Raw genomic sequence first — 22,990 nt, 5'->3', positions numbered from 1 at the left:
CCATTAGCCCGACAGCGGCGCGCCTGCAACCCCCGCATTGCAGCAAGCGGTCTGCTGGCGCAAGGATGGCGGTGTCGACAAGGAGGACGCGCATGCAATTGGGTATCAATCTGCTGTGCCTGAGCGGCTTTATCGAGGCTGAACATCTTGGCCGGCTGCGCCAGCTCAAGGATATGGGCTATGACGGCGCGGAAATCCCCGTGCTGCGCGGCGCGCCCGAACACTATGCCTGGCTGGGGCAGGAACTCGACCGCATCGGCCTGCGCCGCACCTCGACGTCCGTGGTGCCCTCCGTCCATGCCAATCCGCTGAGCGCTGATTCTGCCGAACGCGCCGCGGGCAAGGATCATCTCGACTGGGCCCTCGATTGCGCCATCGCCATGGGGTCGGAAAGCGTGGGCGGCCCGATTCACGCCCCCATCGGCCATTTTACCGGTCAGGGGGCAACGCTGGACGAATTGAAGCGGGGCGCTGAAATCCACCACGCCCTCGCCGAGCGGGCCGCCAGCAACGGGGTCTATCTCAGCCTTGAGCCGCTCAATCGCTTCGAGACCTATTTCCTCAACACCATGGCGCAGGCGCGCGCCTATGTGGAACTGGTGGACCACCCCGCCTGCCGCATCATGTACGACACCTTCCATGCCAATATCGAGGAGCAGGACCAGCCCCGGGCCATCGCCACGCTGGGCCAGCATATGGGGGTACTGCACGTGTCCGAAAATGACCGTGGCATTCCCGGCCGTGGCCAGATCGATTTTGCCGCAATTTTTAGCGCCGTGCGGGCCAATGGCTACGATGGCTGGGTAACGCTGGAGGCCTTTGGCGCCGGCCTGCCCGAACTGGCTGCCGCCACGCGGGTCTGGCGCCCGCTTTTCCCCGATTTCGACACGCTGAGCACCGAGTCGCTGGCCTTCATCCAGCAAAACTGGCGCGAGGCCGCCCCCTGACGGCTGTCACACCTTCTTGGTATTGCCGCGCCAGAATGCGCAGCGATCTGGCAACGAAGCGGTTTTTTACAGCCCATTGCGTGTGGGGAGTTGACACTGTCTCGCCAGACCACCATAAACCGCCCCGACGACGCGCCTCGGCGCAGCGTCATCCTACCCAAGCGACGTTGTTGTGGAGGGGTGGGAGAGTGGTTAAATCCATCAGACTGTAAATCTGACCGCTTAGCGTACACTGGTTCGAATCCAGTCCCCTCCACCATCGCCCTTCCCTCCAGAATGGCCAAAATCAGCTTCCTGGCGCATCTGCGCAGGCGAGCCGCTTGCTGGCATCGCGCAAAGGCGCTACGCAAAGCTCATGAGCTTCAATAAATTTCCGCCCAAGCCGCGCTACAATCCCGATGACGGTCCGGTCTATCTGTATGGCCTGCACACCGTGCGCGCCGCGCTGGACAATGCTGACCGCATCAAGAAGGTGCTGCTGGCAACGCCCAATGCGCTGAACCGTCTCAAGGAAACCGGCGAAATCGGCAAGGTGACCGTCAAGGAAACCACGCCCAAGGAACTGGACCGTCTGCTGGGCGAAGATGCGGTGCATCAGGGTGCCGCCCTTGAAGTTGACCCTGTCAGCCGCTTCAAGCTTGAGGACGTCAATCCGCTGCAACTGGTGGTGGTGCTCGATCAGATCACCGATCCCCACAATGTCGGTGCCATTCTGCGCACCGCTTGTGCCTTTGGCGCCGATGCCGTGATCACCACGGCCCGGCACTCGCCGCGCGAAACCGGCGTGATGGCCAAATCGGCCTCGGGCGCACTGGATCTGGTGCCGATGATTGAAGTGCGCAATCTGGGCGACGCGCTCGAAAAGCTCAAGGCACGCGGCATGTTAGTGCTCGGCTTTGATTCTGAATCAGAACTTCAGCTCAAGCCGCGCACCGACAATCAGCCCATGGCAATTGTCATGGGTGCCGAGGGCAAGGGCCTGCGTCAGCGCACCCGCGAACTCTGCGACGAGATGGTCAAGCTCGACATGCCCGGCCCGATCAAGTCGCTCAACGTTTCCAACGCCGCTGCCATTGCTCTGTTTGCGGCCACTGCCGGACGGTCCTGATGAGCACATTTGAGCCCTTTGCCATCGCCCTGCGCCTGTCGGGCGTTACACTGGCCCAGGCCGAGCTCGACACCGCGCTCAAACAGCTCACCAGCCGCTTTGAGCCCGAAGACGCCGAGGCCAGCCATTACGCGCAGGTGGATGTGCCGGTGAGCAACCCGGTGCGCGGCCTGCTCGAACTGGCCGAACGCTCGGGGCCGACCATCGCCGCCATGCTCCAAGACCGCCGCATCGGCAAGGCAGTTCTTGATATCGCCTTTGACTATCCCGAGCACGGCGAGGCCATGTCGGCCCGCCTGCCCGCCCATGCGGCAGCGGCAATTGCCGCGCATGGCATTGATATCGAAATCTCGGTCTATCTAACCGATGTTGAGGACGCCGAGGAAGACTAGAGCGCGCCGCGCAGTTCGGGCGCATCAGCCGTGATCACGTCACGCCCGAACACACCGGTATCCTTGGGCACCAGCCGCACCACCGAATAGCCGCCCTGCTCCAGCGCCGACAGAAAGTCGGGCAGCATGGCCACGGTGCGCGCATGAATGTCGTGGAACAGCACAATGCCGCTACCGCGCTTCTCGAGCCGCTCCAGCGTGCGCTGGGCCACCGTGGCGGCGCTATCCTTATAGTAGTCCTTGCTGTCGATATCCACATCCAGAACGATGGTACTGCCCTGCATCAGATTGGTGCGCAGGAAACCGGTCTGGGAAAGATAGGGAAACCGGAAGAAGGGCGACAGGCGTTGCCCTGCACCTGCCAGGGCCCGCGACACTGCGCGCTCCCCCTTGGCGATCTCGTCGAGCGCTTCCTGCCGGTCCAGACTGCCCAGATCAACATGGTTGAAGGTGTGGCTGCCCACCGTATGCCCATTAAGCGCAACCTGCTGCGCCAGCTTAGGATTGGACTGGGCGGCCGAGCCCAGCATCAGGAATGTCGCCTTGACCCCGAAATCGTCCAGCGTTGCCAGGATTTCATTGGTCTTGCCGGCGCGCGGGCCATCGTCAAAGGTCAGCACAACCTCGCCCGGGCGCAGGATGATATCGGCCGTGGACCCAACGGCCAGTGTCCGCCCACCCAGCCGGCTCGAGGCGAAAATCCGCTCGGGCATGGGCTGCGCGGTGATCGGCTGTGAGGCCTGGATAATCGAGCCGGTCACCTCGTTGGAAACCGCCCTGGCCGAATAGGCCATCAGGCTCTTGTCCGCCGGTGGCTTGGCACACCCGCCCAGCATCACGCCCAACACCACCAGCGACATAGCAAAACGGGAAAGGGACACGAACTGAACTCGGTGTAATTGAAATTACACTTAGTTCTTGCCCATTATGGTTAACATTCCCCTCGCGAAATCTTAAGGATTACTTACCTGTCAACGACTTAGCCCGTCGCCCCAGCGTGTCCAGAGCGCTCAGAAACGCTGAGCGATCAGCGGGCGTGAAGCCGGCATTATAGCCCTTGGACTCCCCCGTTTCGCGCAGATGCTGGTTCAGATCGCGCATCGCCAGCGCCATGCCGATCGAGGCTGGCGTGAAAGGTTTGCCGCTAAATCCCAGAACGTGACACCCCTTGTCGATTGACCGACTGGCCAGCGGAATATCGGCCGTGAGCACGATATCATTGGGCGCCGCCTGGTCCACGATCCAGTCATCAGCGGCGTCAGCCCCCGCAGGCACCACCACGACCTTGATCATGGGGTCCCGCGATGGCCGGATCCCGCCATTGCTGACCAGCGTGACGACCAGCCCCAGCCGCTCGGCCACCTTCATGGCCTCCCCCTTGACCGGGCAGGCATCAGCATCAACAAAAATGGTGGGGTCAGGCAAGGCGTTTCCAATCTGGTCTGAGCGGCTGGCTGGGTTGTCCGGCTCTTCCAAAACAACACCCGTCACGCTGCACTGGACAGCAACGTGACGGATCGGCGCCGAGCCTAGTACACCACGACGCTACGGATGCTTTCGCCCGAATGCATCATCTCAAAGCCCTTGTTGATGTCTTCCAGACGCAGCGTATGGGTGATCATCGGATCGATCTCGATCTTGCCGTCGAGATACCAGTCGACGATTTTTGGCACATCGGTGCGACCCTTGGCGCCGCCAAAGGCCGTACCCATCCAGGTGCGGCCGGTGACCAGCTGGAACGGTCGTGTGGCGATCTCCTTGCCCGCGCCGGCCACGCCGATCACCACCGACTTGCCCCAGCCGCGATGGCTGCATTCGAGCGCCTGGCGCATCACCGTGGTATTGCCGGTGCAATCGAAAGTGTAATCGGCCCCGCCGATCAGATCGCCGCGCCGCTTGGTCATGTTGACCAGATGAGGCACCACATCGCCCTCGATTTCCTTGGGATTGACGAAGTGGGTCATGCCGAAGCGCTCGCCCCAGCTCTTTTTGTCATTGTTGATGTCGACACCAATGATCATGTCCGCGCCCGCCAGACGCAGACCCTGGATCACGTTCAGACCAATGCCGCCCAATCCGAACACCACGGCGGTCGACCCGATCTCGACCTTGGCCGTGTTGATCACCGCCCCCACGCCTGTGGTCACACCGCAGCCGACATAACAGACCTTGTCGAACGCCGCCGACGCGTCGATCTTGGCAACCGCAATTTCGGGCAGCACCGTGAAATTCGAAAAGGTCGAGCAGCCCATATAGTGAAAGATCGGCTTGCCATTGAGCGAAAAGCGCGAGGTACCGTCGGGCATCAATCCCTGCCCCTGGGTCGCGCGGATGGCGGTGCACAGATTGGTCTTGCCCGACAGGCACGAATAGCACTCACGGCATTCCGGCGTGTAGAGAGGAATGACATGGTCACCCTTTTTCAGGCTGGTCACCCCCGGCCCGACATCGACCACCACGCCTGCGCCTTCATGGCCCAGAATGGCGGGAAACAGTCCCTCGGGGTCGGCGCCTGACAGGGTGAAGTCATCGGTGTGGCAAATACCGGTCGCCTTGATCTCGATCAGAACCTCGCCAGCCTTGGGGCCTTCAAGATCGACTTCGACGATTTCGAGCGGCTTGCCAGCTTCAAAGGCGACGGCGGCGCGGGTCTTCATGATGAGATTCTCCCTGGATCAATTGACCCAAGGTTTGGCACGCCCGCGGCCTTGGCGGCAACCGGCCAGTGTTCAATTCGCGCCGATGGAAACCACGACATTGACCGTCGCCGCCACGATCACCGTATTGAAAAAGAAAGAGAACACGCTGTGGATCAGTACAAGCCGCCGCATGCGGTTTGCAGTGATCGCAACGTCGGCCACCTGCGCCGTCATGCCGATGACATAGGCGAAATAGAGGAACGCCACACCATCGGGCTCACCACCACCGGGGAAATCCAGCCCGCCCGCGACAGCACCGTCCTGCCCGCCCTCGTAGTACTCAAACGCATAGTGATAGGTCGCCATGGTGTGCACCACGAACCAGCCCAGCACCACGGCGATCATGCTGAGCACCAGCTGCGCCGTGTCGTGCTCCTGCGGTGAATTGATCACCAGAAACAGTGACACCACGCAGACCCCCACGATCAATACGGTAATCAGGAAGATCGCGCCCATCGGCACATCGGCCTCGTCGGCGTGAGCCTTGAGATAACCGGCGCTCAACCCCGGCAGGCGCACCGCAGCCTGTGCCAGATAGCTGCCGAAAAACGCCACAGCCGATGCGGTGACGGCCCAGTTTGGAAACAGCCAGCCCGTCAATGTCGCCACCACAACACCCACCAGCATGGCGATGTAGAAGACGCGGTGGCGGTGGTGGAACATGCGACACTCCGGACAAGGACCTGGACTGACTTCAGCGCCAGTCTCAGGCCTTTGTCCAGCCCTGCCCTAGTCCTGCAAGGCCCCCGGCCCCGGCGTCGCGCCTGCGGGCACCTTGCCCAGAATGATCATGCCGAGCACTTCATCCTTGGTCACGTCGCTGGTCTTGGCGCTGCCTACGACCTGCCCGTTCTTCATCACCACCACGCGGTCGGCCAGATCGAACACGTCATGAATGTCGTGGCTGATCAGGAAGATGCCGATGCCGTCCGATTTCAGCTGCTTGATCAGATCACCCACCTGGGTGGTTTCCTGCGGGCCCAGCGCCGCCGTGGGCTCATCCATGATCAGGATGCGCGCATTGAACAGGATGGCCCGGGCAATCGCCACCGACTGGCGTTGACCGCCCGACAGCGCCTTTACCGGCTCCTTGAAGCGGCGGAAATTGGGGTTGAGCCGCCCCATGACTTCGCGCGCCTTGGATTCCATGGCCGCATCGTCAAGCGTGCCGATGGCTGTGGTGATCTCGCGACCCAGGAACAGATTGGCAGCGGCATCGACATTGTCGGCCACGGCCAGCTGCTGATAGATCGTTTCGATCCCATAGCCTTTGGCATCGCGCGGATTGTTGATCGTGGCGTCTTCGCCATTGATCCGGATCGAGCCGGCATCGCGCTTATAGGCGCCCGACAGGATCTTGATCAGTGTCGACTTGCCGGCGCCATTATGGCCCAGCAGCCCCACTACTTCGCCCGGAAACAGGTCGATGGAGGCGTGGTCCACGGCGCGGATGCCACCGAAGGAGATGGAAATGTCGTTCATTTCCACAAGCGGCGTTCTGGTGTCCAGCATCTCAAGGACTCCTAGTGTTTGTTACGGCGGTAGAGCGTATCGAGCCACACCGCAAAGACGAGAACCATGCCGACCACGATCGACTGCAACGGACTGTCGAGCCCCATCAGCACCATGCCGGACTGCAGCGACTGCATGACCAGCGCACCCAGCAGGGCGCCGGCAATCGTGCCCACGCCGCCTGCCAGTGAGGTGCCACCGATCACTGCCGCAGCGATGACATAGAGCTCATCAAGCGTGCCCATGGCATTGGTCGCCGCGTTCAGGCGGGCCGACGAGATCGCCGCTGCGATGGCGCACAGCGCCCCCATCAGCATGAAGATCTTGACCGTCACCCAGCGCGTATTGATGCCGGCCAGTTCGGCCGCCTCGGGATTGCCACCCATGGCGAACACATAACGGCCAAAGCGCGTCCGGGTCGAAATGAAGGTCATCACCACACCCACGCCCAGCGCGATCAGCACCGGGATGGCGATGCCATGCGCAATGAACAGCCCGCCCTCGGGCACGGCCATGCCATTGGCTTCAGCATAGTTCTCGGCAATCCGGATCGGCCAGGGATAGGAATTGGCCACCCACACCGCGCCGATGGCGAGGCTACAGCCCATAACGGCCAGTGACGCTTCGGCCCAGACCGGACGCAGCGGAAAATTGAACCGCAGGCGCTGCCGACGACCAAAATACAGCATGACCAGAATGGCAGCACAGGCCAGCACACCAACGACCCAGCTCCACAGCTCGCCCACCGAACCGGTCGGACCGCCGCCCATCAACTGGAAGATCGGATCCATAGGTGCCACGGTCCGCCCCATGGTCACCCACCAGGCCGCGCCGCGCCACACCAGATAGCCACCCAGTGTCACGATGAAGGCCGGCACGCGCAGATAGGCAATAATGCTGCCCTGCAAGGCGCCAATGGCCACGCCGGTGAGCAGGCCCATGCCCAGCGAGAGCACCCAGATCAGCGGATGCCCCAGCCCTAGCCCCAATTGATTGGGCAGAATATCGGTCTGCATCACGCCCATCACCATGGCCACCAGGCCAAGAATGGAGCCAACCGACAGGTCGATATTGCGAGTGACGATCACCAGCACCATGCCGGTGACCATCACGGCCACCGAGGCCGTTTGTACCGACAAATTCCAGAGATTGCGGGGTGTTAGAAACAACCCGCCGGAAAACACATGAAAGCCGATCCAGATGATGGCCAGCGCGCCGACCATGCCCAGCAGGCGCGTATCCAGCTCGGTCGCGAGCAGAAACCGCTGCAGCGGATTGCGCACATTGGAGCTGGGATGAACGGTATTTTGAATGGCAGACTGATCAGCCAAGAGAATTCTCCCCAAAGGCAAGGCGCCCGGCCCCGTTACGGGCGGCACCGACCCTGTATGACAGTGCCGCAGCGCGAACGCCGCGGCACTACCTTATTTGAGACTATTGCGCCTCGGGCTTAGTCGCAGGCAGCAACCGAACCGGCTGCTACACCCTGACACACGACATCCTTGGACACCCAACCAGCGTCGATAACGACGTTGAGGTTATCCTTGGTGACGGCAACAGGCGCGATGAAGAACGCATTCATCGCCACGCCCTTGGGCCCACCAGCGAACGGCACGACACCAGTCACGCCATCAAGCGCAGTACCGCCGGCCAGCTCGAGTGCCACTTCAGCGGCCTTCTTGCCCAGTTCGCGAGCGTCTTTCCAGACCGAAACCGTCTGGGTGCCCAATGCAATGCGGTTCAGAGCGGCGTGATCGCCATCCTGACCCGAAACCGGCACCGATCCGGCAAGACCCTGCGCGGCCAGCGCAGCAATGGCGCCGCCAGCAGTACCGTCATTGGACGCCACGACAGCATCGACTTCGTTGTTATTGGCGGTCAGGAACTGTTCCATGTTCGCCTGAGCGACTTCTGGGTTCCAGTTGTCGGTATAGGCTTCGCCGACATTCTTGATCGCGCCGGAATCGATACCGGCCTGCAGCACTTCCGTCTGACCGGCAAACAGGAAGTCCGCATTGGGATCTGCCGAATTGCCCTTGATGAAGACGTAATTGCCTTCAGGCTGGACAGCGGCGACGCCGGCAGCCTGCAGACGGCCCACTTCCTTATTGTCAAAGGTCAGGTAGAACGCATCTGGATTTTCGATCAGCCGGTCATAACCAACCACGGCAATACCTTCGGCGACAGCAGCAGCCACGGCGGGGCCAACGGCCTCACTGTCCTGCGCCAGCACGATGATGGCATTGGCACCCTGACTGATCAGGCTTTCGATGTCAGTCAGCTGCTTGGAAGCGGACGACTGGGCATCAGACGAAATGTACTTGGCGCCAGCAGCGTCGAGCACAGCCTTGATGGCACCCTCATCAGTTTTCCAGCGTTCTTCCTGAAAATTATTCCACGACACACCGACGACAACGTCGGCTGCGTGAGCCATGCCGGCAAAGCCGGAGATGACGGTCGTGCACAGCATTACCGTTAGAAACTTATTCATGTCAGTCCTCCCTCGTGGGCCAGTCCTCCTGCCCACATTCGTGCCGGTGGTTTGACCCCAGCGGGCCCCCTCCACCGGCGCCCTGAGCATTAATTTCACTGCTCGAAAAAAGAAGTCGCATAGGCACGGCATTTGAGTCAACATCAATTTCGCAACCTGAAATAAATACAGTTTGCGATATCGGACAAGGAATGGTGTGTTGCGACCTGAGGTGAGGAGACGATTGCTTGGCGCGAAACGTCAGCGATAGCGACAGCGTCCGGCGACAGAACCGGGGCTTGGTGCTGGGCGCCCTGCGCGTGCAGGGCCCGCTCTCGCGCACCGCTTTGGCGGCGGCAACCGGGCTCAGTCACGCCAGCATTACCGCGATCACCCACGACCTGATTGCCCAGTCCGTCATCACCGAACTGACGGCGGTCGAACGGACGGATGCGCGCGCACGTGGTCGTCCAGCTACCCTGGTGGGCTTCAATCGCACTATCGGCGCGGCCGCGCTGCTCGAACTCGACGTCAATCGCGTTCGTCTGTCGCTGGTCGATTACGGCGGGGTGCTGATCGACCGGATCGAAAACCCGATCACCCCCACCACCTTCCTGGAGACCTCGCCAACGGACTATCTCGCCGAACGCCTGGAGCACCTGAGAAGCCGCAATGCCGAAGAAGGCCCCGAAATTCGCCGGATCGCCATTTCCGTGCAGGGGATTCTCGACCGCTCGGCCCATGGTCTGAAGTGGTCACCCATCGCTCACCTTGCGGGCAAACCCTTCGGCGCCGAACTGGCCGACCGCCTCGCCCTGCCCGTTACGCTTTACAAGCGCGGACGGTTGCTGGCGGAAGGCGCGCGCTGGCTCGACCCTGCCCTGCACGATGCCAGCGTTGCCACCGTCTTTGTTGGCTCCACGGTCGCCATGGGCATGACCTTCCGCGGCCAGATCCTGGGCCGCAGCGATGAGGGTGCAACCGAATTCGGCCACATGAACCACATTCCCAATGGCGCCTTGTGCCGCTGCGGCATGCGGGGTTGCGTTGAGGCCTATGCCGCCGATTATGGCGTGCTGCGTGCCGCCTATTCGGTCCCCGAAACCGCCACCCCGGCCCCCGCTGTCCCGGCCCATGAATATGAAGGCCTGATCGCCCGCGCCCAGAGCGGTGATCGTAGTGCTACCCACGCATTTAATCAGGCCGGACGCGCTATCGGCTTTGGCCTGAGCCGCATGATGGCCGTCTTCGACCCCGCCCACATCTTGATTGTCGGACCCGGCGCGCGCGCCTTCCCGCTGATGCAGGCCGAGATCAGCGCCGCACTGAGCAGTGCCCTGATCTGCCGCGTCAACGGCATGCCCGAAATCGTCGCGCATCGCGACGAAAAGGAACCCATCTTTCAGGGCCTGATGATGAAGACCCTCAACGATATCGACCAGAGCGACTTTGCCGGCCTGGCCTAGACCTTCCCCGCGAGCCAGTCGTGGAGCTGGTCGGCCAGGATTGTGGGTTCGTGTTCGGCGCCGTGCAGGATCAGTTCGGGCTGGCTGGGTTCTTCGAACGGGCTGTCAATGCCGGTGAAGTTGGCGATCTCCCCGGCCCGGGCGCGCTTGTACAGTCCCTTGGGATCGCGCGCTTCGCACACCTCGATGGGCGTGTCGACATAGACCTCGACAAAGTCGATATCGCCGGCGATCTCGCGCGCCAGCCGCCGTTCATTGCGGAACGGCGAGATGAACGAGACCAGCACGATCAGGCCGGCATCGGCCATCAGCCGGGCCACTTCGGCCACGCGGCGGATGTTTTCCACGCGCGCCGCTTCGGTAAAGCCCAGATCCCGGTTCAGCCCGTGCCGCACATTGTCGCCATCCAGAATATAGGCGTGGCGGCCTTCGGCGGTCAGCCGCTTTTCCAGCAGATTGGCGATCGAGGACTTGCCCGAACCCGACAGTCCGGTAAACCAGACGATGCGGGCGGTCTGCCCCTTCATGGCAGCGCGCACATCGCGGTTCACATCGAACGACTGATAGGTCAGGTTCTGCGCCCGGCGCAGACCAAAATCGATGGTCCCGGCCCCCAGCGTTGCATTGGTCAGCCGGTCCACCAGAATGAACCCGCCGGTCAACCCATTGCTGGCATAGCTGTCAAAGGCGATGGGCTTGTCCGTGGCAATGGTCAGCGTGGCCACTTCATTGAGGTCGACCTTGGTCGCTGCGGTCTGCTCGAGCGTGTTCACATTGGTGCGGAATTTGAGATCGGTAATGGTGGCCGGCACCATCTGCGCGCCCACCTTGAGCAGATAGGAGCGCCCCACAAACGCCGATTCCTCGGCCATCCACACCACGCGGGCCTGGAACTGGTTGGAATATTCCGGCGTCTCGCCGGGACGCGACAGCACATCGCCGCGCGAGATATCGACCTCGCGATCAAGCACCAGCGTCACCGCCTGCCCCGCCTGGGCATGGTCCAGATCACCATCCATGGTAACGATGCGACTGACCACGGCCGGTTTGCGCGAGGAGGCAATCAGCACCTCATCGCCCACGGCAATGGCCCCTGACGCCACCGTTCCCGAAAAGCCCCGGAAATCCAGATTGGGCCGGTTGACCCATTGCACCGGAAAGCGGAACTGCTGGGCGCTGCGGTCTTCGCTGACATCAATGGCTTCAAGATAGGGCACCAGCGCTGCGCCATCATACCAGGGCGTGCGCGGGCTTTGGCTCAGCATGTTGTCGCCGCGCAGCGCCGAGACCGGAATGGCCTCCAGCGTCTTGAACCCCAGCGGCGCGGCAAAGGCGCGATATTCAGCAACAATACGGTCAAACACGCCCTGATCGTAATCGACCAGATCGATCTTGTTGACCACCAGCACCACATGCTTGACCCCGATCAGCGACAGGATGAAGCTGTGTCGGCGGGTCTGGGTCAGCACGCCCTTGCGCGCATCGATCAGCACCAGCGCCAGATCGGCATTGGACGCCCCGGTCGCCATATTGCGGGTATATTGCTCATGGCCCGGCGTATCGGCGACGATGAACTTGCGCTTGTCGGTGGAAAAGAACCGATAGGCCACGTCAATGGTGATGCCCTGCTCGCGCTCGGCGGTCAGCCCGTCCACCAGCAGCGAGAAGTCGATCCCCTCATCGCCCACATGGCGGTTATGGCTTTCCTTTTTCAGGCTCGCCAACTGGTCATCCAGGATCAGCTGGCTGTCATAGAGCAGCCGCCCGATCAGCGTGGACTTGCCATCGTCAACGCTGCCGCAGGTCAGAAAGCGCAGCATCGACTTGTCGGTCTGCTGGCGCAGCCACAGGGCGATATCGGTATCGGGGTTCACTGAGATATCCATCAGAAATACCCTTCCTGCTTCTTCTTTTCCATCGAACCCACGCTGTCGCTGTCGATCAGCCGCCCTTCGCGCTCCGAGGTCCGGCTGGCCTGCATCTCCATGATGATCGAGGCCAGATCGGCCGCATCGGAGCGGATCGCCCCGGTCAGCGGATAGCAGCCCAGCGTGCGGAACCGCACCATTTCCATGCGCGCAGTCTCGCCCGGCTCCAGCGGCATGCGCGCGTCATCGACCATAATCAGCGTGCCCGAGCGTTCCACCACAGGGCGGGGCTTGGCAAAATAAAGCGAGGGCAGTTCGATCCCCTCGGCATAGATGTAGGTCCACACGTCCAGCTCGGTCCAGTTGCTGATCGGGAACACCCGCATGCTCTCGCCGGGGTTCAGCCGCGTGTTGAACACCCGCCACAGCTCGGGCCGCTGGTTCTTGGGGTCCCAGGCATGGCTGGCATTGCGGTGCGAGAAGATGCGCTCCTTGGCCCGGCTCTTCTCCTCGTCGCGCCGCGCCCCGCCAATCGCGGCATCATACTGCCCGGCGTTGAGCGCCTGACGCAGCGCCTGGGTCTTCATGATGTCGGTATAGCGCGAGGAGCCATGCTCGAACGGATTGATATTGGCCGCCAGACCCTCGGGATTGGTATGGCTGATCAGCTCGAAGCCATGCTTGTCCGCCATCGCATCGCGAAACGCGATCATCTCGGCGAACTTCCAGGTGGTGTTCACATGCAGCAGCGGAAACGGGATCTTGGAGGGATAAAACGCCTTGCGCGCCAGATGCAGCAGGACGCTGGAATCCTTGCCGATCGAATACATCATCACCGGCCGCTCAAAGCTGGCGGCAACCTCCCGCAAAATCTCAATGCTCTCAGCCTCGAGAGACTGCAAATGGGTCATCCGCTCATGCGCCATGATAAAGCTCCGGAGATCAGTGTGGCCTAAGCCAGATTGGGATCGCCAAACGCGACGAAATGCGGATTGGCAAAGTCCGTGTCATGCCCCTGATTGCGCTTGCCGTAGCACAGCACATCGCCGGACACCGTCTGCACCCGACCACCGGCAGCCCGCAGGATCGCGTCCCCGGCGGCCGTATCCCACTCCATGGTGCGCCCAAGACGAGGGTACAGATCGGCCTCCCCCGAAGCGACAAGGCAGAATTTGAGCGAGGAGCCAGCCGGCACGAAATTGGCAACCTGAAAGCGCTGCAGCCACGCATCGGTGTCACTGGCGCCATGTGAACGGCTGCCCACCACGTCAATGCCGGCCTCGGCCGCTTCGCGCACGCTGATCTTGCGCTGCCCCTGCAACGCTCCATCCACCACCTGGGCGCAATGGGCACCCTCCTGGCGCTGGCCCCACCAGATACGACCCAGCGCTGGCGCATACACCACGCCCAGCACCGGCACGCCGTGCTCGATCAGCCCGATATTGACGGTGAACTCGCCATTCTTGGTAATGAATTCCTTGCTGCCATCAAGCGGGTCCACCAGAAAGAACCGCTCGGCAGTCGCCGGCACCTGCCCGGCCGCGGCCGCTTCTTCGGCCACGATCGGCACATCCGGCGCAATCAATTGCAGTTGCGCGACAATGATCTTCTCGGCCGCAATATCGGCCTCGGTCACCGGCGACTGGTCGCTTTTGTGCGAGACCGCAAAATCCGTCTCGTAAATCCGCAGAATTTCCGCCCCGGCGGCAATGGCCGCATCCAGCAACTTCACAACGTCAACCATACTCAACTCCAAGACTGTCGGCCCTCTGGCCAGGCCGGGCCACCGCAAAGCCGCCCGATCCCCTGCCATCTTCACATCGTCAATTCTGTCCACCAGCACCCGGGCGCACCACAAAACCGCGCCGCCAGCAGGTGCCGCGCCATCATGATGGGTTTGCGTAAACAGGGCATGATGCAATCTGGTCTTTGGGGCAACGGCCCCACGCAGCTGACATTAACGATTAGCTGCCTGTTCCCCCGAAAAACTCCTGCTGAATGGTCTTCACCAGAATGCGCAGATCCAGCATGAGCGAGAAGTTCTCAATATAGGCCAGGTCGTGGTCGATACGGGCCCGGGCCTGTACCGGATCGGACGCATCACCGCGCAGCCCATTGGCCTGGGCCCAGCCGGTAATCCCGGGCAGCATGCTCAGCCGATGATCATAATAGGGCACAAGGCTTCGATAGGGTTGCGGCCCCGCCAGCATGCCCGGCACGTGCGGCCGCGGTCCCACAATCGACATCTGCCCGATCAGCACATTGAGCAATTGCGGCAGTTCATCAATGCTGGTCTTGCGCAGAAATGCCCCCACCCGCGTAATGCGTGGATCGCCCTTGACGGTATGGGCAACCCCTGAGGCATCACACACTTCCAGACGCATGGAACGAAACTTGAAGGCCATAAAGGCATGACCGTGAAGCCCTTCGCGCTTCTGACGAAACAGCGCCGGCCCCCGGCTCTCAATGCGGATGGCAATGGCCACCATGAGCACGAGCGGCGCCAGCAACACCAGCGCAAGAGCCGAGGCCACAACATCGAAAATTCTCTTGATTGCCAGCGCGACCTGACGGCGCGGCTGCTCGGGTTGAGGGGCAGGATCATTGCCCATCATTGTCAGCGGCAAGCCGGACTGCAAGGTCACCTGACGGCGCGCGGGCTTTTCGGTGGTGTCCAGCTCGATGGCGGGCGCTGATGCACCGGCACCACTGTAACCAAATCGGTCACGACCACTAACGACCCGGTAATCCGCACGCTCGTATCTGTCCATCGGGATACTCACCTATACATTACAGTATGGTAGTCGCTCTACTAGTGCCGCCCCGCCATCATAACAAAACAGGCCGAAAGACCAATCACAAAAATTGCATAGCTGGCATTGCGGTTAATTGTAGAAATGCCGAACAACTAGTCACAAGGCCGAAATATAACGCAGATTGAAAAGCTGTCCGTTCACATCAAAAAAATACGCCGCCGCACTCTAGTGCAGGCAACGCATCAAAATGAACTAACGAATTTTCGAGACGCGAGCTTTACTCGCAAAATGGGATTCGCACCCAGCAAAAGCGCCAGCAATATTTGGCGCCAGCACTAACTGAGCTCGCCGCGCATCCAGTCCCGGAACCAGCAAGAAAGCACGTACTGTCCCACCTACTGGGCGTGGCCACGCTAATCGGCATCACGCATCAACGATGCGCCATACCACCAACCGGTCTTTCAACACCAAGCAAACTACGCCTCAGAAAACTCTGAGGCGCTCGCTTGGTCGCGTTGGACTAGAGTGGGCTGGCTGGATTGCCCAGAGCGCCAGAGCCTGGCAGCAAGAGTTCAAACAGCGCGTCGATTTCAGCCTGGAATCCTTCATCCGCAGCGTTTGCGGCAAAGACTTCGGAGCGAAGGGCGGTAAATGACGCGTTGGCCACTTCCAGATCAACAGCCGACGCCAGAGCGCCCGCATAGGCATTGATCGCTGTTTCACAGGTCGGCACGGTTCCCGTTGGAATGGTGCACGATGTAAACACTGCCGAGTAGAGGCCTTCATAGCCGGATACCGGAGCTGCATTCGAAGCGGAGATGGCTGCCATACCAAGCACACCAGCCGTTGCAATAGTCGTGATCAGCTTACGCATCTCAAATCCTCACATTGATCCCGCACTCGAATTACTAGTCCTGCCTAGTCGTGCGGTCAAGCGAACGTTTAGACTTCATTTACCTTTCTAGCAACAGCCATCCCAATCAATTGGTAAATGTGACAATCCAGTCCATCATCGCCAAGTCACCAAATTCATTCGACAATTTGCTGTTATCTTGACGCCCCAAGTAAACGCTCGATCGGCATGCATTCGCTGCATGGCCCGAATGCAATAAAGAACCCCCACGGCCGTGGCCCTGGGGGTTCTTGTTTTTTGTACGCTGAAACCGTGACTTAGCCAGCGATCCAGCGATTTGGGTTCGACGAAGACATCGAGCGGATCTTGTAGCCAGATGCGCGCAGGCTCTTGACCGTGTTGCTCAGATTATCCAGCACGTAATCGCCCTGGCTGGTCTTGACCACCAGTACGGCATGCGGCTCGCCGCGGCGGGTATGGGTATAGGCGATGCGCAGGGCCCCCGAAGAAACACCCTTGCTGATCAGCGCGCTGCGCTTGGACAGCACATAGTCTTCGCAATCGCCGGCCGTTGGGTTCAACTCCCAGACATCGGCAGTGTCGCGCTTTGGACGAATGCTGCGGTTCACATGGATATTGATGGTCTTGAGCACAGCCATCAGATTGGGCGACATCGTCACCTGGCTACGGCCGCTGCTGGCGCATTCGCTCTTGTTCTTGGCGCAGAAGAACTGCATCGCCAGTGGCGTTACCGCTGCGGTGCGGGTAACCAGCTCCGAGCTGACGACCGACCGGGAGCTGGCAAATGCGGCTGCATTGCCAACCGAGAAGAGAGTAGCGGCCAATGTCAGGCCAGTCACGACTGCTGCAAATTTGGTGTTCATGGACGTATCCCCTGATGAGTTGTTGTCATCAGGATGCACGCAGCCGATTGCTGTCGAATTCGAAAATTCGATACAATTTTATTCAATTGCCGAGATTTCTGCCGCGGCTATGAGCGGCTGATACCCCTATTGGAGCACCGCCCCGTTGCTGCGGGCTGTGCATTTTGACTCAAGCGCGCAGCAAATTTGCCTCAAATGCCGTCGATCCACAGCGCCGCGCCATGCGGCTGGCCCCTGCCCCCCACCCATGCTAGGCAAACGCGATTGTTTCCGGAGACGCCCGTGTCCAGCCAACCTGCTGACCGCATTTGCTTTGTGACCAATGACACGCCCGAGGCCGACGCCGCTGCGGCGCGCCTAAGGGCGCGTTATGGCGACTTCCCCATCGAAACAGCCGATGTCGTGGTTGCTTTGGGCGGCGATGGCCTGATGCTGCAGACCCTGCACCGGGTCATGGGACTGGGCGTGCCCGTCTATGGCATGAATTTCGGCTCGGTCGGCTTCATGATGAACACCTTCTCCGAGGACAATCTGCAGGAACGCCTGCAGGCGGTGCAGCGCACGCGGATCTATCCGCTCTCCATGCAGGTCCTCAGCACCACCGGCCAGACCCAGACAGCGCTGGCGCTCAATGAAGTCTCGCTGTTCCGCTCAACCTATCAGGCCGCCAAGCTGCAGATCGTCGTGGATGGAGAAACCCGCCTCGAAGAGCTGATCTGCGACGGCGCCCTGCTATCCACGCCCGCCGGCTCCACGGCCTATAATCTCTCAGCGCATGGCCCGATCCTGCCGATCGAAGCGCCGCTGCTCGCCCTGACCCCGATTTCGCCCTTCCGGCCGCGGCGCTGGCGCGGGGCAATTCTGTCCAACCGGGCCGTGGTCAAGTTCATCACGCGTGAATCCGACAAGCGCCCGGTCAGCGCTGTGGCCGACAATGTGGAATTCCAGAACGTTCTTGAAGTCACGGTGTTTGAGGACCGCTCCCATGGCGTCACGCTGCTGTTTGATCCAGGCACGAGCCTGGAAGAGCGCGTCCTGAGCGAGCAGTTCCGCTTCTAGGCCGCAGGCAAGGCCAGCCTTGGCTCGGGCGCATCAAGCGCCACCGCCATGGGCGCACGCGCCTCTACGGCAAAAGCCGCCATCACCCCACGCGCCGCCTTGCGCGCCAGCACGATGTTCTGCTCGCTGAGATAGGCGAACGCCTCCTCCAGCTCCTGGGGAATATCACCTTGATGCTCGGCGATGAGTTCTTCGGTCAGTGCCGTCACCACATAATGGCGCGCACCAGCATCATCTGCCAGATCGCTGGCTCGTGCGTGCATCACCAGCCGGGTCAGCAGATTGCGCACACCATGGCCCAGCCCACATCGCACCAGCAGCGCATTGAGCGCTGAGCGGCTGCCTCGTTCGAGCAGCGCAAAGACCTTGGAGCGCGGTGCCTGCGCCAGTTCAGCCAGACAGTCGGCAAAAAACATCACATGCCCGGTCACCACTGCGTGCATCAACACGCGGGTGTTGAGCCGGTCACTGACGATCAGATCGGCAACATAGTCGGGATTGGCCTTGCCCGCTTCGCGCTCGCCAATTGCCGACAGCGCGGTATCGCCGCTATCGCGCAGCACCCGTCCCAGCCTGTCGCTGGCCAGCGCGCCCTTGACGATCCGGGTACCCCGCAAGGCCTCGGTGACCTTTTGGACCAGCAGCAGGCGCGCCGATGCCGTCAGATCACGGCGCGCCAGCAGGGCCCCGCGCATCGCGGCATCGTCACCATGGGTTTGAGCCAGATGCGTTAGCAGATCGGCGCTCAGGGCGACGTCATGACGCCGCAGCAGCCGCAGGGTAAGTGGACCATCTTGCCGGGCGATCAGCGCGGCCGCCAGCCGAGGACTGATCTGCTTGCGCTGGCTGATCGAGGTCAGCATCGACACGTCCAGTGTCTTGATCAACCCGATCAGATCGGCGTCGATCAGCACCGGCGAATATTGCAGCACGGCGCGCGAGATCACCGCACTGTCGTGCAGCAGCGCCAGCATGATGGGACGCGGCGCCATGGAAGAATGTAACAGGCCATAGGCCAGTGCAGCCCGCACCTTGACCGACGGATCGTCGAGAAACCCGATCAGCGCGGCATACAGCGCGGCATGTTCATCGGCCGGGCCGGTATGGTTCAGATAGGCCAGCGCTGACAGATGAGCCGCGCTGCCGCGCTCCTCGCTGTCCATCGATCGGGACAGTGATACAAACTCCTGATACGCAACCATACTCTTCTCCGCACACCGGCAGAGATCACACTAAGTGCCAAGGTTTAAGGAACGGTTCACCATAAACCGGCACGCCATTTTCATGGCAGGGTTCGCGTACCGTCCAGCACAATATTGGCAAAATCGGCCGGGCGTTCGGTGGCCAGGTAGTCATCCTCGGCCTTCTGCCACGCCCGCCACAGCTCAAGCGCCTGCGCTCCGTCCCGCTCCAGTCCACGCGCCAGCCGCGTCGGCTGCGGTGTCTCAACAAATATCGTGTAGCTCAGCATGGGGCGGAAAACGGCGCGCGTCGCGCTCACCCCTTCAACAATCACAGTGCCCCCGACCGGCAGATCGTACCATTCGGCCAGACGGCGCGTGTGCCAGTCATAGCGCTGATAACGCCCCGCTATGTTGCGCGATAACGGTATGAGCACCTGCGCGAGCAGCCTATCATGCCAGTTCAGCGGATTATCCCAGCTGGCAAAATCGTCCGTATGAATGATCCGGGCATCAAGCGGGGTGGCCAATCGCTCGGCCAGTGTGGACTTGCCGGCACCGCCACAGCCATCAATTCCGATAATCCGGGTTGTCATTGGCGGCGGCACTTGAGCCGCAGCAATGTCGGCTACAAGCGCGTTCAGGTTCGAAATGCTCATCTCTCCACCTCACACGACAGACGCATGAGCGTCCAGCCCCGGCAGGCGCAAGAGAACGTCAGTGAAATGTGGAAGGGGTCGCTGTTGGACTGCTAGAGCGCGGAGGCGACAAAGCCGAAAAGCTGAGAAATGCCAACCCAGGCACCCGCCAGAACCAGCCAGCTTGCCAGCGCGAGGCCGACAATGGTCCAGCCGCGCGGCAGGCCCGCAACAGTGGAAGTCCGTGGTGTCATCGCTGTCGTACGCATAGCGGTCTCCTCGGGACGAGCCGAACCAACTTCAGATATGTTGATTACGCGTCCAGAGTGTTAAACGAGTGTAAACAAATGCCGTTGCAATCGCCCTGCCAATCATTTGCCGGTCGCGCAAAGCCCCGAATGGCCACCAATTGGTAAACCCCGGATCAGCAGAACCGCTCTATCGGGCGTAAAGCTGGGTGAAGAACGCCCCACCATCGCCTGCATCGGTCACCGTTGACGCAGGCGAGTCGGGCTCGTTCTTGAACAGGCCGGTAAACGACATATTGGCCGGCGAAAACCGCGAAGGCACTACCGGCGTCGGCTCGGCAGGGCTGCCGCCCACCATCTGCTGGGCCGCAAAGCTGGCATTGGTATCGCCGGCTTCATGCTTGGATACCAGCACCCGATAGACATCCCGGATCGTGCGGGGCTGGCCATTGGAATAAAAGATCGAGCGATTGGCCGAGGCCTGTTTCGGAAACAGATTGGCCGCAATCTGGTCAGGATCCTTCAACCCCGCCGTAAACATGCGCTCTGCCCCCTGCGCACCCAGAAAGTGCGCGATATAGAGCTCACCCGCGCTGGGCATGCGCCCAAACCGCGAATGCAGGTAATCGCCATTGCTCTTGGTGAAGGCTGCAGCCAGATCGGCTGCCATTTGCGGATCCTCGCGCATCTTGAGAATCTTGGCCTTCATCGCCGGGTCGCGGACAACGTAATCCCCGCCCCCACTACGTTCGATATTCTGGGCGATGTCGCCATAACCCAGCCGCGGCCCGTCCTCCTTGAGCACCTGCAGCCAGGTGCTTTCGAGAAACTGGAACAACCCCACGGCTGACGATGTCTGTGCCTTGGCCTGCGGATTAAGACTGCTCTCGCGCATGGCCGTTTGCAGCAGATAGTCGAAATCAACCCCGTTCCGGTCGCCGGCGGCGGTCAGAACATAGGCCAGACTTTGCGGGACTGATATCGGCTGTACGCCCATGTGCGGGCTCACCCCTGCAGGAATCGACTAGTTGGTGCCTACTAGCACACCTCAAGGTTAACCTTCCGTTAACCATACGCAGCCGCTAGGCGTCTTGCGGGTGCCACTGGCTAACAATGTCATCGAGCGCAGGGCGTGGCCGGTCCTCGATCACCGTGCTGGGCGTGCCGATGTGAATGAACCCCACAAACCGCTCACCATCCCGCGCGCCCAGCATGCGTGCCGCTTCGGCATCAAAGGCATACCAGCGCGTAATCCATGACGCCGCAAAACCCAGGGCATAGGCGGCGTGAACCAGATTGAACGCCACATTGCCCGCCGACAGCAATTGCTCGAACTCGGGCACCTTGGGATGCGCCTTGGGCGAGGAAATCACCCCGATTGTCAGCGGTGCTGGCAGAAATTGCTGGCGCTCAATCTCAAGCCCTGCCTCGTCCAGCTCCGGCTTGTTGCGTGCGGCAATCTCGGCCAGCGCAGCGCCGGCCTTGGCCCGGTTTTCACCCTCAATCACCACCAGCCGCCAGGGCGCGATCTTGCCGTGATCGGGCACCCGCGTGGCAATGGTCAGCATCTGCTCAAGCTCGGCCGCATCGGGACCGGGCGCCTGCAAAAAGGCCATGCCGACTGAACGGCGGGTCAGCAGATAGTCGCGCAGGGCGGGATTGGCAGGCATGGGCAAACTCCTATTGTCGGCGCAGCAATACCCAGTTTGACGGCACAGCACCAGAACCCGGGGTTGGGGAGGCGCAAAACTGGGCGCTCACGGCATTGTCCTGTTTTCATCGGGGCGGCTCTGTGACACAGCTTTTCCCCAATTGTCGGTTATTCCCGCGTAGTGATTCACCACACAGCCGGTACAGGAGACCAGATGCGTTTGCGACAGAGACTAGCCCTGCTGCTCGCTTTGGCCTTTGTGGGATTTGCTGTTCCGCTGCAGACGACATCGGTTCTGGCGCAGGCCAGCACGGCCGAAATGCCGCCAATGCCGCGCCCTCGCCCCATTGGCGTGCCTGCCGAGCCAGCCGCACAGCCCGCTGCCAGCGAAGCCGCAGCGGCCATCACGCAGGTCACCTCCGTGCCGCAGCCGGTAAGCCTGACCGCGCGCATCACCGCCGAAGGCGCCCCCATCCCGGATGGTCTGGTCTGGCGAATATTTGAGAGCAGCACTGACACCAATGGCGAAATGGCACTGGTGGCGAAATCCGATGAAGGCACTGCCCAGGTCGAATTGCCGCCAGGTGAATACGTGGTGCACGTAGCCTATGGACGGGCCCAGATCAGCGAGCCCATATCTGTTGTGCCCGGCAACAACACCGCTGACTTCGTGCTTGAGGCTGGCGCCTTGCGGCTCAATTCAGCGGTAACCGGGGACATTCCCATCCCGCCAAACATGCTCAAATTCGATATTTTTACCGGCGATGACGCCAGCCGTGTCATGCTGGCAGAGGGGCTACTGCCCAACGATATCATCACGCTTAATGCCGGCACCTACCACATCATCTCGCATTTCGGCACCATCAACGCCGTGGTCCGGGCCGACCTGCGGGTCGAACCAGGACAGTTGACCGACGCAACGCTCTACCATCATGCCGGTCAGATTTCCTTCAAGCTGGTGTCCGAAGAGCGCGGTGAGGCAATCGCTGACGTCGAGTGGACGGTAAAGACCGCCGACGGCGCCACAATCTTCACCGATCTGGGGGCGTTTCCCTCAACCGTGCTGGCCGAGGGCGATTATCTGGTCTTCGCCAAACAGGGCGATCAGGTGTTCAATCGCGAGTTCCAGGTCAGCCCCGGCTCCGCCCGCGAAATCGAAGTTCTGACCTCCATTTACTAGCCGCTGGCCGCCCCCTCCGGTTGCTTCGCACGCAATGTGGCCTGTTTGACCATTGAAGCGCGACCGCCAATGCCCCAG

Annotated in this window: 24 protein-coding genes and 1 tRNA gene; 7 read left to right on the top strand and 18 right to left on the bottom strand. The window is 61.2% G+C overall.

The genetic code is table 11. The features are described from left to right. Positions 1-92 precede the first annotated feature (92 nt). The 4 genes from KD146_RS04945 to KD146_RS04930 all read left to right on the top strand — a co-directional run bounded on the left by KD146_RS04945 (position 93) and on the right by KD146_RS04930 (position 2,447). Positions 93-947: a sugar phosphate isomerase/epimerase family protein gene (locus KD146_RS04945; protein ID WP_212657620.1), complete on the top strand. Its 855-nt coding sequence runs from the start codon at positions 93-95 to the stop codon at positions 945-947. Positions 948-1,121: 174 nt separating this feature from the next. Continuing rightward, positions 1,122-1,206 (top strand) — tRNA-Tyr (locus tag KD146_RS04940). A gap of 96 nt (positions 1,207-1,302) precedes the next feature. Further along, the gene (gene rlmB, locus KD146_RS04935; RefSeq protein ID WP_212657619.1) at positions 1,303-2,055 is read left to right on the top strand and encodes a 23S rRNA (guanosine(2251)-2'-O)-methyltransferase RlmB; all 753 of its coding nucleotides are present in this window, start codon (positions 1,303-1,305) and stop codon (positions 2,053-2,055) included. Next, a complete protein-coding gene (locus tag KD146_RS04930) occupies positions 2,055-2,447 on the top strand; it encodes a hypothetical protein (RefSeq protein WP_212657618.1) in 393 nt (130 codons plus the stop codon). Before rlmB ends, KD146_RS04930 begins: the two co-directional genes overlap by 1 nt. Here the strand turns inward: KD146_RS04930 and KD146_RS04925 are convergent. The 7 genes from KD146_RS04925 to xylF all read right to left on the bottom strand — a co-directional run bounded on the left by KD146_RS04925 (position 2,444) and on the right by xylF (position 9,149). Continuing rightward, positions 2,444-3,328, bottom strand: coding sequence for a polysaccharide deacetylase family protein (locus tag KD146_RS04925; protein ID WP_269368804.1), 885 nt, complete (start codon positions 3,326-3,328; stop codon positions 2,444-2,446). The genes KD146_RS04930 and KD146_RS04925 overlap by 4 nt on opposite strands. Before the next feature lie 79 nt (positions 3,329-3,407). Next, positions 3,408-3,872 (bottom strand): YaiI/YqxD family protein, encoded by a 465-nt coding sequence (locus KD146_RS04920; protein ID WP_212657617.1) that lies wholly within the window; start codon positions 3,870-3,872, stop codon positions 3,408-3,410. 104 nt (positions 3,873-3,976) lie between these two features. Further along, complete coding sequence (locus tag KD146_RS04915; RefSeq protein ID WP_212657616.1) at positions 3,977-5,104, bottom strand: S-(hydroxymethyl)glutathione dehydrogenase/class III alcohol dehydrogenase; 1,128 nt, start codon at positions 5,102-5,104, stop codon at positions 3,977-3,979. Between the two features lie 72 nt (positions 5,105-5,176). Then, entirely contained in the window at positions 5,177-5,809 is a 633-nt protein-coding gene (locus tag KD146_RS04910; RefSeq protein ID WP_212657615.1) for a DUF1345 domain-containing protein, read from the bottom strand. Positions 5,810-5,875: 66 nt separating this feature from the next. Next, the gene (locus KD146_RS04905; RefSeq protein WP_212657614.1) at positions 5,876-6,658 is read right to left on the bottom strand and encodes an ATP-binding cassette domain-containing protein; all 783 of its coding nucleotides are present in this window, start codon (positions 6,656-6,658) and stop codon (positions 5,876-5,878) included. Between the two features lie 11 nt (positions 6,659-6,669). Beyond that, positions 6,670-7,989: a sugar ABC transporter permease gene (locus tag KD146_RS04900; protein ID WP_427857026.1), complete on the bottom strand. Its 1,320-nt coding sequence runs from the start codon at positions 7,987-7,989 to the stop codon at positions 6,670-6,672. A gap of 119 nt (positions 7,990-8,108) precedes the next feature. Further along, entirely contained in the window at positions 8,109-9,149 is a 1,041-nt protein-coding gene (gene xylF / locus KD146_RS04895; RefSeq protein WP_212657613.1) for a D-xylose ABC transporter substrate-binding protein, read from the bottom strand. A gap of 227 nt (positions 9,150-9,376) precedes the next feature. Here xylF and KD146_RS04890 point away from each other — a divergent pair, with 227 nt between their 5' ends. After that, on the top strand, positions 9,377-10,594 hold the full coding sequence (locus KD146_RS04890; protein WP_212657612.1) for an ROK family protein: 1,218 nt from the start codon (positions 9,377-9,379) through the stop codon (positions 10,592-10,594). Here the strand turns inward: KD146_RS04890 and cysN are convergent. The 6 genes from cysN to KD146_RS04860 all read right to left on the bottom strand — a co-directional run bounded on the left by cysN (position 10,591) and on the right by KD146_RS04860 (position 16,955). Next, complete coding sequence (cysN, locus tag KD146_RS04885; protein ID WP_212657611.1) at positions 10,591-12,480, bottom strand: sulfate adenylyltransferase subunit CysN; 1,890 nt, start codon at positions 12,478-12,480, stop codon at positions 10,591-10,593. The two genes, KD146_RS04890 and cysN, sit on opposite strands and share 4 nt — an antisense overlap. Then, positions 12,480-13,388, bottom strand: coding sequence for a sulfate adenylyltransferase subunit CysD (gene cysD / locus KD146_RS04880; RefSeq protein WP_212657610.1), 909 nt, complete (start codon positions 13,386-13,388; stop codon positions 12,480-12,482). Before cysD ends, cysN begins: the two co-directional genes overlap by 1 nt. Before the next feature lie 26 nt (positions 13,389-13,414). Further along, on the bottom strand, positions 13,415-14,206 hold the full coding sequence (gene cysQ, locus KD146_RS04875; RefSeq protein WP_212657609.1) for a 3'(2'),5'-bisphosphate nucleotidase CysQ: 792 nt from the start codon (positions 14,204-14,206) through the stop codon (positions 13,415-13,417). Between the two features lie 220 nt (positions 14,207-14,426). Beyond that, entirely contained in the window at positions 14,427-15,077 is a 651-nt protein-coding gene (locus tag KD146_RS04870; RefSeq protein WP_427857081.1) for a sugar transferase, read from the bottom strand. Positions 15,078-15,738: 661 nt separating this feature from the next. Continuing rightward, on the bottom strand, positions 15,739-16,092 hold the full coding sequence (locus KD146_RS04865) for a hypothetical protein (protein WP_212657608.1): 354 nt from the start codon (positions 16,090-16,092) through the stop codon (positions 15,739-15,741). 296 nt (positions 16,093-16,388) lie between these two features. After that, a complete protein-coding gene (locus tag KD146_RS04860) occupies positions 16,389-16,955 on the bottom strand; it encodes a transglutaminase-like cysteine peptidase (RefSeq protein ID WP_212657607.1) in 567 nt (188 codons plus the stop codon). A 282-nt stretch (positions 16,956-17,237) separates the two neighbouring features. Here KD146_RS04860 and KD146_RS04855 point away from each other — a divergent pair, with 282 nt between their 5' ends. After that, entirely contained in the window at positions 17,238-18,014 is a 777-nt protein-coding gene (locus tag KD146_RS04855; RefSeq protein WP_269369442.1) for an NAD kinase, read from the top strand. On the opposite strand, the gene KD146_RS04850 is transcribed toward KD146_RS04855, so the two are convergent. From KD146_RS04850 to KD146_RS04830, 5 genes are all read right to left on the bottom strand, one after another. After that, positions 18,011-19,216: a DUF2336 domain-containing protein gene (locus KD146_RS04850; protein ID WP_212657605.1), complete on the bottom strand. Its 1,206-nt coding sequence runs from the start codon at positions 19,214-19,216 to the stop codon at positions 18,011-18,013. The genes KD146_RS04855 and KD146_RS04850 overlap by 4 nt on opposite strands. 80 nt (positions 19,217-19,296) lie before the next feature. Further along, positions 19,297-19,854 carry a uridine kinase family protein gene (locus KD146_RS04845; protein WP_212657604.1) on the bottom strand — a complete coding sequence of 186 codons (558 nt, stop codon included), beginning with the start codon at positions 19,852-19,854 and terminating at the stop codon, positions 19,297-19,299. 92 nt (positions 19,855-19,946) lie between these two features. After that, a complete protein-coding gene (locus KD146_RS04840; RefSeq protein ID WP_212657603.1) occupies positions 19,947-20,102 on the bottom strand; it encodes a hypothetical protein in 156 nt (51 codons plus the stop codon). 169 nt (positions 20,103-20,271) lie between these two features. Then, positions 20,272-21,078, bottom strand: coding sequence for a transglycosylase SLT domain-containing protein (locus KD146_RS04835; protein ID WP_212657602.1), 807 nt, complete (start codon positions 21,076-21,078; stop codon positions 20,272-20,274). Positions 21,079-21,163: 85 nt separating this feature from the next. Next, positions 21,164-21,751, bottom strand: a complete 588-nt coding sequence (locus tag KD146_RS04830) for a nitroreductase family protein (protein ID WP_212657601.1) — start codon at positions 21,749-21,751, stop codon at positions 21,164-21,166. 195 nt (positions 21,752-21,946) lie between these two features. Between KD146_RS04830 and KD146_RS04825 the strand changes: the two genes are divergently transcribed. Then, on the top strand, positions 21,947-22,912 hold the full coding sequence (locus KD146_RS04825) for a hypothetical protein (RefSeq protein ID WP_212657600.1): 966 nt from the start codon (positions 21,947-21,949) through the stop codon (positions 22,910-22,912). Positions 22,913-22,990 lie beyond the last annotated feature (78 nt).

This window comes from Devosia litorisediminis (assembly GCF_018334155.1).
Lineage (GTDB): Bacteria > Pseudomonadota > Alphaproteobacteria > Rhizobiales > Devosiaceae > Devosia > Devosia litorisediminis.
This window is presented reverse-complemented; position numbering and strand designations above follow the sequence as displayed.